At 70.2% G+C, this 17,505-nt stretch carries 13 protein-coding genes; 7 read left to right on the top strand and 6 right to left on the bottom strand.

The window, feature by feature from the left end:
- Window positions 1–16: 16 nt before the first annotated feature.
- Both OG828_RS31560 and OG828_RS31555 read left to right on the top strand, forming a co-directional pair.
- Entirely contained in the window at window positions 17–232 is a 216-nt protein-coding gene (locus OG828_RS31560) for a heavy-metal-associated domain-containing protein (protein WP_328503047.1), read from the top strand.
- 20 nt (window positions 233–252) lie between these two features.
- Entirely contained in the window at window positions 253–2,496 is a 2,244-nt protein-coding gene (locus tag OG828_RS31555) for a heavy metal translocating P-type ATPase (RefSeq protein ID WP_328503046.1), read from the top strand.
- A gap of 702 nt (window positions 2,497–3,198) precedes the next feature.
- Here OG828_RS31555 and OG828_RS31550 read toward each other — a convergent pair.
- The gene (locus OG828_RS31550; RefSeq protein WP_328364177.1) at window positions 3,199–4,488 is read right to left on the bottom strand and encodes a citrate synthase; all 1,290 of its coding nucleotides are present in this window, start codon (window positions 4,486–4,488) and stop codon (window positions 3,199–3,201) included.
- A gap of 231 nt (window positions 4,489–4,719) precedes the next feature.
- On the bottom strand, window positions 4,720–6,981 hold the full coding sequence (gene recD2, locus OG828_RS31545; protein WP_328503045.1) for an SF1B family DNA helicase RecD2: 2,262 nt from the start codon (window positions 6,979–6,981) through the stop codon (window positions 4,720–4,722).
- 125 nt (window positions 6,982–7,106) lie between these two features.
- Here recD2 and OG828_RS31540 point away from each other — a divergent pair, with 125 nt between their 5' ends.
- Window positions 7,107–8,009, top strand: coding sequence for a ribokinase (locus tag OG828_RS31540; protein ID WP_328503044.1), 903 nt, complete (start codon window positions 7,107–7,109; stop codon window positions 8,007–8,009).
- Between the two features lie 267 nt (window positions 8,010–8,276).
- Complete coding sequence (locus OG828_RS31535; protein ID WP_328364171.1) at window positions 8,277–9,239, top strand: helix-turn-helix domain-containing protein; 963 nt, start codon at window positions 8,277–8,279, stop codon at window positions 9,237–9,239.
- 211 nt (window positions 9,240–9,450) lie between these two features.
- Here OG828_RS31535 and OG828_RS31530 read toward each other — a convergent pair whose 3' ends face one another.
- From OG828_RS31530 to OG828_RS31520, 3 genes are read right to left on the bottom strand one after another with little or no spacing between them, the layout of a single operon-like run.
- Complete coding sequence (locus tag OG828_RS31530; RefSeq protein ID WP_328503043.1) at window positions 9,451–10,284, bottom strand: sugar phosphate isomerase/epimerase family protein; 834 nt, start codon at window positions 10,282–10,284, stop codon at window positions 9,451–9,453.
- Complete coding sequence (locus OG828_RS31525; RefSeq protein WP_328503042.1) at window positions 10,281–11,450, bottom strand: dihydrodipicolinate synthase family protein; 1,170 nt, start codon at window positions 11,448–11,450, stop codon at window positions 10,281–10,283. Before OG828_RS31525 ends, OG828_RS31530 begins: the two co-directional genes overlap by 4 nt.
- Window positions 11,447–12,604: a Gfo/Idh/MocA family protein gene (locus OG828_RS31520; protein WP_328503041.1), complete on the bottom strand. Its 1,158-nt coding sequence runs from the start codon at window positions 12,602–12,604 to the stop codon at window positions 11,447–11,449. The genes OG828_RS31525 and OG828_RS31520 overlap by 4 nt, the downstream gene beginning before the upstream one ends.
- A gap of 306 nt (window positions 12,605–12,910) precedes the next feature.
- Between OG828_RS31520 and OG828_RS31515 the strand changes: the two genes are divergently transcribed.
- Window positions 12,911–13,957: a LacI family DNA-binding transcriptional regulator gene (locus OG828_RS31515; RefSeq protein ID WP_328504975.1), complete on the top strand. Its 1,047-nt coding sequence runs from the start codon at window positions 12,911–12,913 to the stop codon at window positions 13,955–13,957.
- An 883-nt stretch (window positions 13,958–14,840) separates the two neighbouring features.
- Here the strand turns inward: OG828_RS31515 and OG828_RS31510 are convergent.
- Window positions 14,841–15,500: a hypothetical protein gene (locus OG828_RS31510; RefSeq protein ID WP_328503040.1), complete on the bottom strand. Its 660-nt coding sequence runs from the start codon at window positions 15,498–15,500 to the stop codon at window positions 14,841–14,843.
- 172 nt (window positions 15,501–15,672) lie between these two features.
- On the opposite strand from OG828_RS31510, the gene OG828_RS31505 reads away from it, so the two are divergent.
- The gene (locus tag OG828_RS31505) at window positions 15,673–16,611 is read left to right on the top strand and encodes a bifunctional helix-turn-helix transcriptional regulator/GNAT family N-acetyltransferase (RefSeq protein ID WP_328503039.1); all 939 of its coding nucleotides are present in this window, start codon (window positions 15,673–15,675) and stop codon (window positions 16,609–16,611) included.
- Window positions 16,612–16,622: 11 nt separating this feature from the next.
- Complete coding sequence (locus OG828_RS31500; RefSeq protein WP_328504974.1) at window positions 16,623–17,423, top strand: sugar phosphate isomerase/epimerase family protein; 801 nt, start codon at window positions 16,623–16,625, stop codon at window positions 17,421–17,423.
- The last annotated feature ends 82 nt before the right edge of the window (window positions 17,424–17,505 follow it).

Raw genomic sequence — 17,505 nt, 5'->3', positions numbered from 1 at the left:
CACGAGGAGTTACGACATGAGCATCACCGCCACGTACAAGGTCAGCGGGATGAGCTGCGGACACTGCGAGGGCGCCGTCTCCGGCGAGATCTCCGAACTCCCCGGCGTCAGCTCGGTGAAGGCCGTCGCCTCGACCGGCGAGGTCACCGTCACCTCGGAGGCCGCACTGGACGAAGAGGCCGTGCGCACCGCCGTCGACGAGGCCGGCTTCGAGCTCATCGGCACGGTCTGAGAACACCCCGAGAGCCCCGCATGACCGGCGTCACTGTCACCACCACCGCCTCCACCGCTCCCACGCCGACAGCCGCGACCTCCGAGGTCGAGCTGCTCATCGGCGGGATGACCTGCGCCGCCTGCGCGGCCCGCGTCGAGAAGAAGCTCAACCGCATGGACGGTGTGACGGCCACGGTGAACTTCGCGACGGAGAAGGCCAAGGTCAGCTACCCCGCCGGCCTCGAGGTCGCCGACCTGGTCGCCACGGTCGTCAAGACCGGCTATACGGCCGAGGAACCGGCGCCCGTCAGCGAGGCGACGCCGCCCGAGGACCCCGAACTCACGTCCTACCGGCACCGCTTCACCGTCTCCGCGCTGCTCGCGATCCCGGTCGTTCTGCTGTCGATGGTCCCGCCCCTCCAGTTCGACTACTGGCAGTGGCTCGCGCTCACCCTCGCCGCGCCCGCCGTCGTCTGGGGCGGCTGGCCCTTCCACAAGGCCGCCTGGACGAACCTCAGGCACGGCGCCGCCACCATGGACACGCTGGTGTCGCTCGGCACGCTGGCGGCGTTCGGCTGGTCCCTGTGGGCGCTGCACTTCGGCGACGCGGGCATGCCGGGCATGCGGGACAGCTTCCGGCTGACGGTCGGCGGCATGGACGGCGCGTCGACGATCTACCTCGAAGTGGCGTCCGGAGTCGTCGCGTTCATCCTGCTGGGCCGCTATCTGGAGGCCCGCTCCAAGCGCCAGGCGGGTGCCGCTCTGCGGGCGCTCATGGAGATGGGCGCGAAGGACGTCGCCGTACTCCGTGACGGTCGGGAAGTGCGGATTCCGGTGGCCCGGCTGGCCGTCGGTGACCGGTTCGTCGTACGGACCGGCGAGAAGGTCGCCACCGACGGGACGGTGGTGGAGGGCTCCTCCGCCGTCGACGCCTCCATGCTGACCGGCGAGTCCGTGCCGGTGGATGTGACGGTCGGGGACGCGGTCACGGGCGCCACGGTCAACGCGGGCGGACGGCTGGTCGTCGAGGCCGTCCAGGTCGGCGCCGGCACCCGACTCGCCCGGATGGCGAAGCTGGTGGAGGACGCGCAGAACGGCAAGGCCGAGGTGCAGCGGCTCGCCGACCGGATCTCCGGGGTCTTCGTGCCGGTCGTCATCCTCATCGCGGTGGCCACGTTCGGCGCCTGGCTCGGCCTCACCGGCGACACCGTGGCCGCGTTCACCGCGGCCGTCGCGGTCCTGATCATCGCCTGCCCGTGCGCGCTGGGCCTGGCCACCCCGACCGCCCTCATGGTCGGCACCGGCCGCGGCGCCCAGCTCGGCATCCTCATCAAGGGCCCCGAGGTCCTGGAGTCCACCCGCCGCGTCGACACGGTCGTCCTGGACAAGACCGGAACGGTCACCACCGGCCGGATGACCCTCCAGAAGGTGTACGTCGCCGAAGGCGTCGACGAGCGGGAGCTGCTGCGTCTCGCCGGCGCCCTGGAACACGCCTCCGAACATCCCGTCGCGCGTGCGGTCGCCGTGGGCGCCGAGGAGCGCGTCGGGCCACTGCCGCAGGCCGAGGGGTTCGAGAACGTACCCGGGAGGGGTGTGCGAGGGCGCGTGGAGGGCCGTGAGGTGGCCGTGGGGCGCCTCTACGACGCCCTCCCAGAGGAGTTGGCCCGGGCGAAGGAACAGGCCGAGAGCAGCGGTCGTACGGCCGTCGTCGTCGGCTGGGACGGCGTGGCACGCGGTGTCGTCGCCGTCGCGGACGCCGTCAAGGAGACCAGCGCTCAGGCGGTGCGCGAACTGCGCGCGCTGGGGCTGACGCCGGTGCTGCTGACCGGCGACAACCGGGCGGTCGCTCAGGCGGTCGCGCGGGCCGTCGGGATCGACGAGGTGATCGCCGAGGTGCTGTCCGAGGACAAGGTCGAGGTCGTACGGCGGCTGCGGCGCGAGGGACGTACGGTCGCCATGGTCGGTGACGGCGTCAACGACGCGGCGGCGCTTGCCACCGCCGATCTCGGGCTGGCGATGGGCACGGGGACGGACGCGGCGATCGAGGCGAGCGATCTGACGCTGGTGCGCGGGGATCTGCGGGTGGCCGCGGACGCGATCCGGCTGTCCCGGAAGACGCTGTCCACGATCAGGGGAAATCTTGTGTGGGCGTTCGGATACAACGTGGCCGCGCTGCCGCTGGCCGCGGCGGGACTGCTGAACCCGATGATCGCCGGGGCGGCGATGGCCTTCTCGTCCGTGTTCGTGGTGACGAACAGCCTTCGGCTGCGGACGTTCCGCTGAAGTTACCGCTGGTTACGCGCAAGTAGAGGTGAGAGACCCTCTGGAGTCCACGACGAGCCTCACATAAGCTCTTCACAAGGCTCGCGCATCTTCCTTACGATAGGGCCCCGATCACCGAATCGGGGCTCTTGCGCATCTAACGGACATATGCAAGAGACGCAGATCACAGTGATGCGAAGGTAACCATCGAAGGGGTTCGAAGGTCTAAGTTGACGATGTCGGGAAGCGTCTTGGGGGGCGCCGACTGACATCTGAGGATGTCTTGGGGGACTTCCTCGGAGCTGCGTTGCCGGGGCACGTACAGACGGGAAGCTTTGAGCGGCCCTCCCGATCGTGCGCTGTCCCGGCAGACCGCACACCCCAGGAGTACGACGAGTTCGCTCGTTTTACTCAAAGGCTGCCTCGGCAGTTTGCTCGACAGCGATTTCAGGCGCTGGTTTCTCACAGACGCCCGGCCGGATCCCGTGGGGGGAATCCGCACCGGGACATGGGAAGGCGCCCTGATCGTCGGCCCGTGGGGGGACCGGCGCAGGGCGCCTTCCTTCTTTTTTGGGGCTCGGTTCGCCTCCGGGGCGCCAAAGTCTGTGTCGAGAAGCCGAGCGCCTCCGCGCGCTCGACTTCTCGACACAGACGCGCCCCTTCGGCTCACTCGCCGGGCCAGCTGCAGTGAACGAACGGCCAGCGAGCCCGGCTATGACAAGCTCAGCGAGCCTCGACCGGCACGAAGTCGCGTTCGACCACGCCCGTGTAGATCTGGCGCGGGCGGCCGATTCGGGAGCCGGGTTCCTTGATCATTTCGTGCCACTGGGCGATCCAGCCCGGGAGGCGGCCGAGGGCGAAGAGGACCGTGAACATCTCGGTCGGGAAGCCCATGGCGCGGTAGATCAGGCCGGTGTAGAAGTCGACGTTCGGGTAGAGGCTGCGCGAGACGAAGTAGTCGTCGGAGAGCGCGTGCTCCTCCAGCTTCAGCGCGATGTCCAGCAGCTCGTCGGACTTGCCGAGGGCCGAGAGGACATCGTGCGCCGCCGCCTTGATGATCTTCGCGCGCGGGTCGAAGTTCTTGTAGACCCGGTGGCCGAAGCCCATCAGCCGGACGCCGTCCTCCTTGTTCTTCACCTTGCGGATGAAGGAGTCGACGTCGCCACCCGAGGCCTGGATGCCCTCGAGCATCTCCAGGACGGACTGGTTGGCACCGCCGTGCAGCGGACCCCACAGCGCGGAGATGCCGGCGGAGATCGAGGCGAACATGTTCGCCTGCGAGGAGCCGACCAGACGCACCGTGGAGGTCGAGCAGTTCTGCTCGTGGTCCGCGTGCAGGATCAGCAGCTTGTCGAGGGCGGCGACCACGACCGGGTCGAGGTCGTACTCCTGAGCCGGCACCGAGAAGGTCATGCGCAGGAAGTTCTCGACGTACCCGAGGTCGTTGCGCGGGTAGACGAAGGGGTGGCCGATCGACTTCTTGTACGCGTACGCCGCGATCGTCGGGAGCTTCGCGAGCAGACGGATCGTCGAGAGGTTGCGCTGCGTCTCGTCGAACGGGTTGTGGCTGTCCTGGTAGAAGGTCGACAGCGCCGAGACGACCGACGACAGCATCGCCATCGGGTGGGCGTCGCGCGGGAAGCCCTTGTAGAAGTTCTTGACGTCCTCGTGCAGCAGGGTGTGCTGCGTGATGTCGTTCTTGAACGCGGTGAGCTGGTCGACGGTCGGCAGCTCGCCGTTGATCAGCAGGTAGGCGACCTCCAGGAAGGTGGAGCGCTCGGCCAGCTGCTCGATCGGGTAGCCGCGGTACCGCAGAATGCCCGCTTCGCCGTCCAGATAGGTAATGGCGGATTTGTACGCGGCGGTGTTGCCGTACCCGCTGTCCAGCGTCACCAGACCGGTCTGGGCGCGGAGCTTGCCGATGTCGAAGCCCTTGTCACCGACGGTGCTGTCGATCACCGGGTAGGTGTACTCGCCGTCGCCGTACCGCAGTACTACAGAGTTGTCGCTCACGTCTTCCCTCACCGACGTTGTGCCTCATCTTCGAGGTTGCCCTGACTGTCTCTACCATCCCCCATTTGGCGCAGGTGAGTGCACTCGGGGTCGACCATTGGGCCTATTGGCGGCACTGAGTGCCGCCAACTGTTCATCCTGCCCCTTCTTGTTCCCCGTCTGCTAGTGCTGTGTGACCCAAACGACTCATTTGATCGATCATTTTTGCTGCGACCCCCATCAGGCCTCTCGTCAGCCGCTCAGAGGCCGCGGCGAGAGCCTGAAGTCGAGTGCCGTGCAGCGGCGTCCCGCCGACACCGTGCGCACCGCCTGTCCGATCGCCTTGCGCGAACCGACGAGGACGACCAGCTGCTTGGCCCGGGTCACCGCGGTGTACAGCAGATTCCGCTGGAGCATCATCCACGCCCCGGTGGTGACGGGGATCACCACCGCCGGATATTCACTCCCCTGCGAGCGGTGAATCGTCACCGCGTAGGCATGGGCAAGTTCGTCCAGCTCGTCGAATTCGTACGGCACCTCCTCGTCCTCGTCCGTCAGTACCGTCAGGCGCTGGTCGACCGGGTCGAGCGCGGTGACCACGCCCACGGTGCCGTTGAAGACACCGTTCTTGCCCTTCTCGTAATTGTTGCGAATCTGCGTGACCTTGTCGCCGACCCGGAAGACACGGCCGCCGAACCGCTTCTCGGACAGGTCGGGGCGGCCGGGGGTGATCGCCTGCTGGAGCAGGCCGTTGAGGTTGCCGGCGCCCGCGGGCCCCCGGTGCATGGGGGCGAGCACCTGGACGTCACGGCGTGGGTCGAGCCCGAACTTGGCCGGAATACGCCGTGCCGCCACGTCCACCGTGAGCCGGCCGGCCTCCTCCGTGTCGTCCTCGACGAAGAGGAAGAAGTCCTTCATGCCGTCGGTGACCGGATGCTGACCGGAGTTGATCCGGTGCGCGTTCGTCACCACGCCCGACTGCTGGGCCTGGCGGAACACGCGCGTGAGGCGGACGGCGGGGATCGGGCTGCCCTCGGCCAGCAGATCGCGCAGCACCTCGCCGGCGCCGACGCTGGGCAGCTGGTCGACGTCCCCGACGAACAGCAGATGCGCTCCCGGAGGCACCGCCTTCACCAGTTTGTTGGCGAGCAGGAGGTCCAGCATGGAGGCCTCGTCCACCACCACCAGGTCGGCGTCCAGCGGCCGGTCCTTGTCGTACGCGGCGTCCCCGCCGGGCTTCAGCTCCAGCAGCCGGTGGACGGTGGAGGCCTCGGCGCCGGTGAGTTCGGCGAGGCGTTTGGCGGCGCGGCCGGTGGGGGCGGCGAGGACGACCTTCGCCTTCTTGGCTCGGGCCAGTTCGACGATCGAGCGGACCGTGAAGGACTTGCCGCAACCGGGCCCGCCGGTGAGCACCGCGACCTTCTTCGTCAGCGCCAGCTTGACGGCGGCCTCCTGCTCGGGGGCGAGCTCGGCGCCCGTACGCCCCTTCAGCCAGCCGAGCGCCTTGTCCCAGGCCACGTCATGGAAGCCGGGCATCCGGTCCTGGTCGGTGCGCAGGAGGCGCAACAGCTGGGCGGAGAGGGAGAGTTCGGCGCGGTGGAAGGGGACGAGGTACACGGCGGTGACGGCTCCACCGTCCGAGCCCGGCACCTTCTCCCGTACGACGCCGGGCTCGCCGGATTCCTCGTCCGGCTGGGCCAGCTCGGCCAGGCACTCGATGACCAGGCCGGTGTCGACCTGCAGCAGCTTCACCGCGTCGGCGATCAGCTGCTCCTCGGGGAGGTAGCAGTTGCCCTGGTCGGTGCCCTGCGACAGCGCGTACTGCAGGCCCGCCTTGACCCGCTCCGGGCTGTCGTGCGGGATGCCGACGGACTGGGCGATCTTGTCGGCGGTGAGGAAGCCGATGCCCCAGACGTCGGAGGCGAGGCGATAGGGCTGGTTCTTCACCACGGAGATGGAGGCGTCGCCGTACTTCTTGTAGATGCGGACGGCGATGGACGTGGACACCTCCACCGTCTGCAGAAAGAGCATGACCTCCTTGATCGCCTTCTGCTCCTCCCAGGCGTCGGCGATCTTCTTGGTCCGCTTGGGACCGAGCCCGGGGACCTCGATGAGCCGCTTGGGCTCCTCCTCGATGATCTGCAGGGTGTCCAGGCCGAAGTGCTGGGTGATCCGGTCGGCGAAGACGGGCCCGATGCCCTTGACCAACCCGGAGCCGAGATAGCGGCGGATGCCCTGGACGGTGGCCGGGAGGACCGTCGTGTAGTTCTCGACGGTGAACTGCTTGCCGTACTGCGGATGCGAGCCCCAGCGGCCCTCCAGCCGCAGCGACTCCCCGACCTGGGCCCCGAGCAGCGCACCGACGACGGTCAGCAGATCCCCGCCGCCGCGGCCGGTGTCGACCCGGGCGACCGTGTAGCCGTTCTCCTCGTTGGCATACGTGATCCGCTCCAGGACGCCTTCAAGTACGGCGAGATGCCGCTCGCCCGTAGGACTCCCCGCCTGACTGGCCATGATCCGACGGTACCGGCAGGCACCGACAGGCCGCAGTGACGAGCACCGCGGCCTGCGGGACTCCCTACGATGCGAGCGACCATGTTCGAGATGATGTGGTGCTGGGCGAACCGGGGAGACATTCCATGTACGACTACGACCTCCTGGTCGTGGGTTCCGCCAACGCCGACCTGGTGATCGGCGTCGAACGCAGGCCCGCCGCCGGGGAGACGGTGCTCGGCTCCGACCTGACCGTCCACCCCGGCGGCAAGGGCGCCAACCAGGCGGTCGCGGCCGCCCGGCTCGGGGCGCGTACGGTGCTGCTGGCCCGGGTCGGCGACGACGCCCACGGCCGGCTGCTGCTCGACTCGCAGCGGGCGGCCGGCGTCGACACGGTGGGCGTCCTGGTCGGCGGGGCGCCGACCGGGGTGGCGCTGATCACCGTGGACCCGTCCGGGGACAACAGCATCGTGGTCTCGCCGGGTGCCAACGCGCGTCTGACACCACCGGACGTACGGGTCGCGGCCAGTCTCTTCCAGGCGTCCCGGGTGGTCTCGGCGCAGCTGGAGATTCCGCTGGAGACGGTCGTGGAGGTGGCGAGGAACGTCGCGGACGGCAGCCGCTTCGTACTGAACCCGTCACCGCCGCGCCCCCTGCCCTCCGAACTCCTCGCCGCCTGCGATCCGTTGATCGTGAACGAGCACGAGGCGAAGGTGATCCTGGGCGCGGCCGCCGTAGGGGATTCCCCCGAGGACTGGGCGCGGATCCTGCTCGCGAAGGGACCGCGGTCGGTCGTCGTGACCCTGGGCGCGGACGGTGCCCTGGTGGCCTCCAACGAGGGTGTCACCCGGGTCCCGTCCGTGAAGGTGAACGCCGTGGACACGACGGGCGCGGGTGACGCGTTCACCGGCGCGCTGGCCTGGAAGCTGAGCGCGGGCGCGTCCCTGGTCGAGGCGGCGGCGTACGCGGCCCGGGTCGGAGCGACGGCCGTCACGAAGCCGGGCGCGCAGGAGTCGTTTCCCACGGCGGCTGAGGTGGACGCCCTATGACGAGGAAACAGAATTGAAGAGGAACCAGAATTGAAGGGGCCCGGTCATCAACCGGGCCCCCTCAGGTTTCCCCTCCGCATCAGAACCCCCGCGATCCCCCCAGATCTCCCCCCAGAAGTCCTGATGCCAAGTACGACCCGCGGACTGCCGGAAGGGTTGCACGGTCTCTCCACAATTTTTCGGACCGTCTTCGCGCCGGGTCCCTACGATGGCCCGAAGGACGATGGCCCGGAGGTTCCCGTGCGGTGCGGGTGGGGGTGCACGCCGATGCTGATGCAGGAGCTCACGACCGAGGTGGTGCCTGCCGCCGAGCGCTTCGACCTGTGGCAGGACATCAGCGCACGCACGTACATGCCCCATCTGCTGCGCACCGACTGCCGGGACGACTTCCGCGCCACACTGCGCACGCTGCCGCTCGGTGATGTGCGGATCTCCTCGGTGGCCTTCGAGCATCTGGTGTCCGTCCGCACGACCCGGCTCATCCGGCGCTTCGATCCCGAGGTCTACCTGTTCAACTGCCAGCTCCACGGCAAGGGGGTCGTCGCACAGGACGGGCACGAACGGGCCTTCCACGCCGGGGACCTGCTGCTCATCGACAGCAGCCTGCCGTACGAGTCCTGGCACTGCATGTCGTCTCAGACCGCGTCGACGGTGATCGTCGCGATGCCGCGCGCGGTGCTGCCGCTGCCGCCGCGGACGGTACGGCGGCTGCTGGCCCAGCCGATTCCGCTGGACCGGGGCCTGGGCGGGGTGCTGTACCGCTGGCTGACCGACATCGCGGCCCGCGCCGACGAGTTCACCGAGGCAGATGTGCCGACGCTCGCCTCGGTGACCACGGATCTGCTCGCGTCCGTGTTCGGCGACTGTCTGGACGCCGAGGACGCGCTGACGCCCGAGGCCCGCCGCCGCGCCCTGCACACCCGGATCCGGGACTTCATCGACCAGAACCTCGGTGATCCCTCGCTCTCCCCGGCGGGAGTCGCGGCAGCCCACGGCATCTCGGTGCGCCACCTCCACCAACTGTTCGCCGAGGAAGGCGCGACGCCGGCCGCCTGGATCCGCCACCGCCGCCTGGAACGCTGCCGCCGCGACCTCGCCGACCCCCGCCTGCGCGCCCGCTCCATCCAGACGGTGGCGGCCCGTTGGGGCTTCACCGACCCGGCGGCGTTCAGCCGGGTCTTTAGGCGGGAGTACGGAATGGCGCCCCGGGACTACCGCCACCACACCTGACCGACCCGCCGCTCATCGCACAGAAGCGTGCAGGAATCGCCAAGATTCGTGCACGTCCGGCCAAGGATCCGGGCGCTCCGCTTTGACATCCTGTTGCCCGGGGGAGAACCCGTCGCACCGCGGGGGAAGCACGGGTTACGGGGGTGCGGGGGTACGGCTGCTCACTGCCGGAGTCGGCGCGGCAGTGAGCACCGTACACAGCACCCGCCTGTCAACCGGCCGTGTGCTCCACGAACCGCGCCGCCGTCTCCGCCAGCACCTCCTGCCCGTCCCGGGCCCACAGCGCGTCGTTGAACAACTCGACCTCGATGGACCCGGTGTACCCGGCCGCCTCGACGTACCCCTGCCACTCCCGCATGTCGATCGCACCGTCCCCGATCTGACCGCGGCCGTTGAGCACGCCCTCCGGCAACGGGGTGGTCCAGTCGGCCAGTTGGAAGGTGTGGATACGGCCGCCGGCGCCCGCGCGGGCGATCTGCGCGGGCGCGTTGTCGTCCCACCAGATGTGGTACGTGTCCACCGTGACGCCGACCTGGTGCGCGGGGAAGCGTTCCGCGAGGTCGAGGGCCTGGGTGAGGGTGGAGACCACGCAGCGGTCCGCCGCGTACATCGGGTGCAGCGGCTCGATGGCCAGCCGTACGCCGTGGGATTCGGCGTACGGCCCCAGCTCGCCCAGCGCGTCGGCGATCCGCTCCCGCGCGCCGTGCAGGTCCTTCGAACCGGCCGGAAGGCCGCCGGAGACCAGGACCAGCGTGTCCGTGCCGAGCGTGGCCGCCTCGTCGATCGCCCGTCGGTTGTCGTCGAGGGCCTTGGCCCGCTCCCCCGGGTCGATCGCCGTGAAGAAGCCGCCGCGGCACAGGGTCGTCACCGTCAGGCCCGCCTCGCGGACCAGCTTGGCCGTCGCCTCCAGGCCGTACGACTGGACCGGCTCACGCCAGAGGCCGACGTTGCGGATGCCCAACCGGCCGCAGGCGTCGGCCAGTTCGGGCATGCTCAGCTGCTTCACCGTCATCTGGTTGATGCTGAAGCGTTCGAGGCCGGTCACTGGTTCACTCCGTACAGGCTCAGCAGGTTCTTCATCCGCTCCTCCGCCAGCTTCGGGTCGGGGAACAGGCCCAGTTGGTCGGCGAGTTCGTAGGCGCGGGCGAAGTGCGGGAGGGAACGGGCCGACTGCAGGCCGCCGACCATCGTGAAGTGGGCCTGGTGGCCGGCGAGCCAGGCCAGGAAGACCACGCCCGTCTTGTAGAAGCGGGTCGGGGTCTGGAAGAGATGGCGGGACAGCTCGACAGTGGGGTCGAGCAGCGCCCGGAAGCCGGCCACGTCCCCGGTGTCCAGCACCCGTACCGCCTCGGCCGCCAGCGGCCCCAGCGGGTCGAAGATGCCGAGCAGGGCGTGGCTGAAGCCCTGCTCGTCGCCCGCGATCAGCTCGGGGTAGTTGAAGTCGTCGCCGGTGTAGCAGCGGACGCCGTCGGGAAGCTTGCGGCGCACGTCGATCTCGCGCTCGGCGTCCAGCAGGGAGATCTTGACGCCGTCGACCTTGTCGGGGTGAGCGGCGATGACCTCCAGGAAGGTGGCCGTCGCCGCGTCCAGGCCGGTCGAGCCCCAGTAGCCCTCCAATGCCGGGTCGAACATCGGGCCGAGCCAGTGCAGGATCACCGGCTCGGAGGCCTGACGCAGCAGGTCCCCGTAGACCTCCAGGTAGTCCTCGGGGCTCTTGGCGACGGCGGCCATGGCCCGGGACGCCATCAGAATGGCCTGAGCGCCGGCCTCCTCGACGACCGCGAGCTGCTCCTCGTACGCGGTCCGGATCTCGTCCAGGTTGTACGGGTAGCCGATCTCGGTGACAGGGAGCTGGTCGGTGCCCACGCCGCAGGCGATGAGGCCGCCGACCGCCTTCGCCTCGGCGGCGCTGCGCCGGATCAGCTCCTCCGCCTCCGCCCAGCCCAGCCCCATCCCCCGCTGAGCGGTGTCCATCGCCTCGGCGACACCGAGCCCGTGGGACCACAGGTGGCGGCGGAAGGCGAGGGTGGCGTCCCAGTCGACGGCGGCGGGCGAGTCGGGGGTGACGTCGGCGAACGGGTCGGCGACGACATGGGCCGCCGAGAAGACCGTACGAGAGGTGAAGGGGGCACCGGGGGTGACGGCGAGGGGTTCGGGGCGGGGCTCGTACGCCCTCAACCCGCCTTCGGTGTCCGGGAGTCGGATGGTCACAGTGCGATCTCCGGTACGTCGAGACGGACGCCCTCGGCCGAGGACTTCAGGCCCAGTTCGGCGAGCTGGACGCCGCGGGCGCCGGCGAGGAGGTCCCAGTGGTAGGGGGCGTCGGCGTAGACGTGCCTGAGGAAGAGCTCCCACTGCGCCTTGAAGCCGTTGTCGAACTCGGCGTTGTCGGGGACCTCCTGCCACTGGTCGCGGAAGACCTCGGTGGCGGGGATGTCAGGGTTCCACACGGGCTTGGGGGTGGCGGACCGGTGCTGGACGCGGCAGTTGCGCAGACCGGCGACCGCCGAGCCCTCCGTGCCGTCGACCTGGAACTCCACCAGCTCGTCGCGGTTGACGCGGACGGCCCACGAGGAGTTGATCTGGGCGATCGCGCCGCCCTCCAGCTCGAAGATGCCGTAGGCGGCGTCGTCGGCGGTGGCGTCGTAGGGCTTGCCGTTCTCGTCCCAGCGCTGCGGGATGTGGGTGGTGGCGATGGCCTGGACGGACTTCACGCGGCCGAACAGCTCGTGCAGGACGTACTCCCAGTGCGGGAACATGTCGACGACGATGCCGCCGCCGTCCTCCGCACGGTAGTTCCAGGAGGGGCGCTGGGCGGCCTGCCAGTCGCCCTCGAAGACCCAGTAGCCGAACTCGCCGCGGATGGAGAGGATCCGGCCGAAGAAGCCGCCGTCGATGAGCCGCTTCAGCTTGAGCAGGCCGGGGAGGAAGAGCTTGTCCTGGACGACGCCGTGCTTGATGCCGGCGTCGGCGGCGAGTTTGGCCAACTCCAGGGCGCCTTCCAGCCCGGTGGCGGTCGGCTTCTCGGTGTAGATGTGCTTGCCCGCGGCGATGGCCTTCTTGAGCGCCTCCTCGCGGGCGGAGGTCACCTGGGCGTCGAAGTAGATGTCGACGGCCGGGTCGGCGAGGACCGTGTCGACGTCGGTCGAGATGGATTCCGGATCCAGGCCGTGCTGCTCGGCGAGCGCCCTGAGCGCGTGCTCGCGGCGGCCGACCAGGATCGGCTCCGGCCACAGCACGGTGCCGTCGCCGAGGTCGAGGCCGCCCTGTTCACGGAGGGCCAGGATCGAGCGGACCAGGTGCTGGCGGTAACCCATGCGCCCGGTCACGCCGTTCATGGCGATACGCACCGTCTTGCGTGTCACGTCATTCCCTTCGTGGGCCTTGTACGCGGTGGTGCGCCGCGTACGCCCCTCGCGTCACAGGCGAGCGAGGTGAGCCGTACAGCAAGCGCTTTCTATATAGGGAGAAGCTAGCCTCTGACCAGGGGTCTGGACAAGACCGTAACGAGGTCGAGTTGTTCGAGGGGGCGAACAACAGGGGTCGATGGCCTTAAGGTCTGCTCGGCATGTGGGGAACCGTGGCCCCGGTCGGCCTGTCTACGACGACGTATGCCGAAGCCTGACGAGTACGAAGAGGTACGACGAGATGCGCGACCGGAGGACGACGAGATGACGGTGACCCTGGCGGACGTGGCGGCCCGCGCGCAGGTCTCGCCCGCGACGGTGTCGCGCGTGCTGAACGGGAACTATCCCGTGGCGGCCTCCACCCGTGAGCGGGTGCTGCGGGCCGTGGACGAGCTGGACTACGTGCTGAACGGCCCGGCGAGCGCGCTGGCGGCGGCGACATCGGACCTGGTGGGGATTCTCGTCAACGACATCGCCGACCCCTTCTTCGGGATCATGGCGGGCGCGATCCAGTCGGAGATCGGAGGGCCGGGGGGACGCGCCGGGGGTGAGCGGCTCGCCGTCGTCTGCAACACCGGGGGTTCGCCGGAGCGCGAGCTGACCTATCTGACCCTGCTGCAGCGGCAGCGGGCGGCGGCCGTGGTGCTGACCGGCGGTGCCATGGAGAACCAGCCGCACGCGGCGGCGGTGGCCGCGAAGCTGCGGAGGCTGGGCGACGCGGGGACGCGGGTCGTCCTGTGCGGCCGGCCGCCGGCGCCGGACACCGAGGCGATCGCGCTGACCTTCGACAACCGTGGCGGCGGGCGGGAGTTGACCGAGCACTTGATCGGCCTCGGACACCGGCGGCTTGGCTATATCGCGGGACCCGAGGAACGTACGACGACCCGGCACCGTCTCGAGGGCCACCGTGAGGCGCTGGCCGCGCACGACATCGAGGAGGACCCGCGCTGGACGGTGCACGGCCGCTACGACCGCCGGTCGGGCTACGAGGCGACGCTGGAACTGCTCCGCCGGGACCCGTCACTGACAGCCGTGGTCGCCGCCAACGACTCCGTCGCCCTGGGCGCGTGCGCGGCTCTCCGCGACTCCGGCCTACGAATCCCGGACGACGTGTCCGTCGCCGGCTTCGACGACCTGCCGTTCAGCATCGACGCGGTGCCTGCCTTGACGACGGTCCGGCTGCCGCTCGCGGAGGCCGGGGCGCGGGCAGGACGCATCGCCATGGGACGCGAGGAGCCGCCGCCCGGGGGGATCTCGACGGTTCGGGGGGAGCTGATGGTGCGGGGGTCTTCTGGGGTGCCGCGGGGCTGAGGGGGCGGCGGCTTCGGGGGTGACGGGCTGCGCTGGGGCCAGGTTTCCGAACGGCAAGCTCCGGGATGCGGCGCATTCGGGGGTAACCGGCTGCGCGGAGGGCGGGGTTTCCCGCGAGGCTGAGGCTGCGGCTTTGGGGGTGACGGGCTGCGCTGGGGCCAGGTTTCCGAACGGCAAGCTCCGGGATGCGGCGCATTCGGGGGTGACCGGCTGGGCTGAGGGCAGGGTTTCCCGCGAGGCTGAGGCTGCGGCGGCTTCGGGGGTGACCGGCGGCGCTGGGGCCAGGTTTCCGAACGGCAAGCTCCGGGATGCGGCGCATTCGGGGGTGACCGGCTGGGCTGAGGGCAGGGTTTCCCGCGAGGCTGAGGCTGCGGCGGCTTCGGGGGTGACCGGCGGCGCTGGGGCCAGGTTTCCGAACGGCAAGCTCCGGGATGCGGCGCATTCGGGGGTAACCGGCTGCGCGGAGGGCAGGGTTTCCCGCGAGGCTGAGGCTGCGGCGGCTTCGGGGGTGACCGGCGGCGCTGGGGCCAGGTTTCCGAACGGCAAGCTCCGGGATGCGGCGCATTCGGGGGTGACCGGCTGCGCGGAGGGCAGGGTTTCCCGCGAGGCTGAGGCTGCGGTGCCTTCGCGGGTGACCGGCGGCGCTGGGTGCCGGGATCCCGAATGGCAAGCTCCGAGGGTGCGGCGTCTCCGCGGTGACCGGCTGCGCTGGGGCCGGGCTCCCGAACGGGAAGTTCCGAGGGTGCGGCGTCTCCACGGGTGACCGGCTCCGAAGGATGCGGTGCCTTCGCGGTGACCGGCTCCGAGAGTGCGGCGTCTCCGTGGGTGGCCGGCCGCGCTGGGGCCGGGTTTCCGAACGGCGTGACCAGCGGAGCGCACGGCGTCAGGCGGCCAGGTGGCTGATCGGGTCGCGGGGTGCCAGCCATACTCCGACCCCCGGTGCGAGCCGGGCCGCGCGAGGGTGGCGGAATCCGAGGGGGCGCAACTGGTCCATGTGGCGCGGGGAGATCGTGGCCGCGACGGCGCCGACGCCCTCGCCGTCGACGGCGCGCAGGCCGGGGGCCAGCAGCTCGGCGACCACGCTGCGGTCCCAGGCCTCTGTGTCGTCCGGCGCACAGGCCGCGACCACCGTCCAGTAGGGCCCGTCGAGGCCCGCCGCCTGCAGTGCCGGTGCCGCCGGCAGGACCGCCTCTTTCGGCTTTTCCGGAACGCAGGTGTCGAGTTCGCGGGCGAGGAGGCTGCCGAAGCGGGTGTGGTGAGGTTCGGTCCCGGTGCCGGGCGGCAGCCACACCGCGGCCGCGAGGAGGTGGCCGTCCGCGCGCTCGGCCACCCACACCTCACCCTCTTCGAGGGCGTAGTGGGCCAGCATCAGACGCATGGCGCGCTGCGCCTGCTCCCAGTCCACGGCGGAACCTTCCGGCACCGGGAGCGCAGGACGGGACGCGGTCGCGGCCGGGGCGAGCAGGCGCACCACGGCGGGTACGTCCACCAGTCCGGCCGCGCGTACGACGGTGCTCCGGGGCTTCAGCTGAAGGATCGTCATGCCGGCATTCCATCTCTTCCGTCGATACGAAACGGTTTCGTACAGATAAGCTACGGCGGCCTCGATCGAAACGCAAGCGTTTCTTTACTTCCACTGGACTGGCGGCACCCCGCGTCCTAGGCTCGCCCCGACGGTATCTCTGACTGAGTCAACCATCCGGGGGTCGACGACCATGACCGTCCAGGACATCCGCGCCTTCAACCGCTTCTACACGAACGTGATCGGCGCCCTCGACTACAGCCGCCACCTCTACGCGCCGTACACCCTCACGGAGTCCCGCGTCCTGTACGAACTCGCACACTCCCCCCGTACGGACGCGGCCGATCTCCGGACCGAACTCTCCCTGGACGCGGGCTACTTGAGCCGCATCCTCAACAAGTTCGAGCAGGACGGCCTGATCGAGCGCACCCCCTCCCGGCGCGACCCGCGCCGCCGCAACGTCACCCTCACCGCCCGCGGCCGGGAGACCGCCGCGCTGCTCGCCGAGCGGGCGGACGAATCCGTAGGCGCCCTGCTGTCCACCGTCCCGCCCACGGACCGCCCCCGCCTCGCAGAGGCGATGCGGACGGTCCGTACGATCCTCTCCACCGCCCGCCCACCCCGCGCCGAGGACGTCGTCCTGCGCGACCCCGGCCCCGGCGACCTCGGCTGGATCGTGCAGCGCAACGCCGCGCTGTACGCCGCCGAGTACGGCTGGAACGCCGACTACGAGGGCCTGGTGGCACGTATCGTCGCCGACTTCGCGGAGGATCACGACCCCCACCTGGAGCGGGTATGGATCGCGGAGCTGGACGGCCGCCCGGTGGGCTGTGTGATGTGCGTACGGGACGACGCGCCGGCCACGGCCCGCCTGCGCCTGCTGCTGGTCGAGCCCGACACCCGCGGCCTCGGCATCGGCGACCGTCTCGTCCGCGCCGTGATCGACTTCGCCCGCGGCGTCGGCTACCGGGAACTCGTCCTGTGGACCAACGACGTCCTGTCCGCCGCCCGCCGCATCTACCAGCGGCACGGCTTCGTCCTCGTCGCCGAGAAGCCCCACCGCTCCTTCGGCAAGGATCTCGTCGGCCAGGACTGGCGCCTGGATCTGCACGGGACGGGTAGTGACGAGTAGGGTCGATGACCATGAAGCTGGCGTTCTCCACCCTCGGCGTCCCTGGCCTCCCCATCACGGACGTGCTGCGCCTCGCGGCCACGCACGGCTATCACGGCGTCGAGTTGCGCGCACATCCTGAGGAGCCGGTGCACCCCGGCATCGGGCTCGCCGAACGGGCCGACGTGGTGGCCGAGTTCAAGGCGGCGGGGGTGGAGGTCCTGGGCGTGGCGGGCTACGCGCGCGTGGCCGCACCGGGCCCCGACGAGCCGGTGATCGAGGAGATCCACCGCCTCCTGGACCTCGCCCGCGACCTGGGCGCCGGCTTCATCCGGGTCTTCCCCGGCGCCGGCACCGACCAGTCCGCCGAGGAGGCCGACGCGACGGCCGCGCGACGCCTGGGCACGGCCGCGGAGTACGCGGGCGACCTAGGCGTACGCATCCTCCTCGAGACGCACGACTCCCACCGCACCGGCGCCGCCGCGATCCGCGTCCTCGGCCTGGTCGGCCACCGCCAGGTCGGCTCCCTCTGGGACGTCATGCACACCTGGCTCGGCGGCGAACAGCCTCACGAGACCTACGCCGCCCTCTCCCCCTACCTCGGCTACGTCCAGGTCAAGGACATCACCTCCGCCACCGACACCACCCCCCTCCCCCTCGGCACGGGCGTCCTCCCCCTCACCGAATGCGTCGAGGTCCTCTCCCGCCACGGCTGGGACGGCTGGCTCTGCTGGGAGTACGAGAAGCGCTGGTACGAGGGCGCCGCACCGCTTCCGGAACTGCTGGGGGCGGGCCGCGAGCACCTGGCCCGGCTGCTCAACGAGTCGGCGTAGGCCAGGCAAAAATCCTTACCGGCGGCTCCAGGCACCACTCCAGCACGGCGGGCCAGGAGCGGTAACCCGCGTCGGCACGCGG

Origin of the sequence: Streptomyces sp. NBC_00457 (assembly GCF_036014015.1) — a bacterium.
Lineage (GTDB): Bacteria > Actinomycetota > Actinomycetes > Streptomycetales > Streptomycetaceae > Streptomyces.
Note: the sequence above shows the minus strand (reverse complement) of the source record. Positions and strands in the feature narration are given on the sequence as shown.

Bases quoted from the DNA above. Each gene is read 5' to 3' on its own strand.
- OG828_RS31540 (WP_328503044.1), top strand. From the start codon at position 7,107: ATGTACGACTACGACCTCCTGGTCGTGGGTTCCGCCAACGCCGACCTG.
- OG828_RS31500 (WP_328504974.1), top strand. From the start codon at position 16,623: ATGAAGCTGGCGTTCTCCACCCTCGGCGTCCCTGGCCTCCCCATCACG.
- OG828_RS31510 (WP_328503040.1), bottom strand. From the start codon at position 15,500: ATGACGATCCTTCAGCTGAAGCCCCGGAGCACCGTCGTACGCGCGGCC.
- recD2 (WP_328503045.1), bottom strand. From the start codon at position 6,981: ATGGCCAGTCAGGCGGGGAGTCCTACGGGCGAGCGGCATCTCGCCGTA.
- OG828_RS31505 (WP_328503039.1), top strand. From the start codon at position 15,673: ATGACCGTCCAGGACATCCGCGCCTTCAACCGCTTCTACACGAACGTG.
- OG828_RS31555 (WP_328503046.1), top strand. From the start codon at position 253: ATGACCGGCGTCACTGTCACCACCACCGCCTCCACCGCTCCCACGCCG.
- OG828_RS31560 (WP_328503047.1), top strand. From the start codon at position 17: ATGAGCATCACCGCCACGTACAAGGTCAGCGGGATGAGCTGCGGACAC.
- OG828_RS31535 (WP_328364171.1), top strand. From the start codon at position 8,277: ATGCTGATGCAGGAGCTCACGACCGAGGTGGTGCCTGCCGCCGAGCGC.
- OG828_RS31515 (WP_328504975.1), top strand. From the start codon at position 12,911: ATGACGGTGACCCTGGCGGACGTGGCGGCCCGCGCGCAGGTCTCGCCC.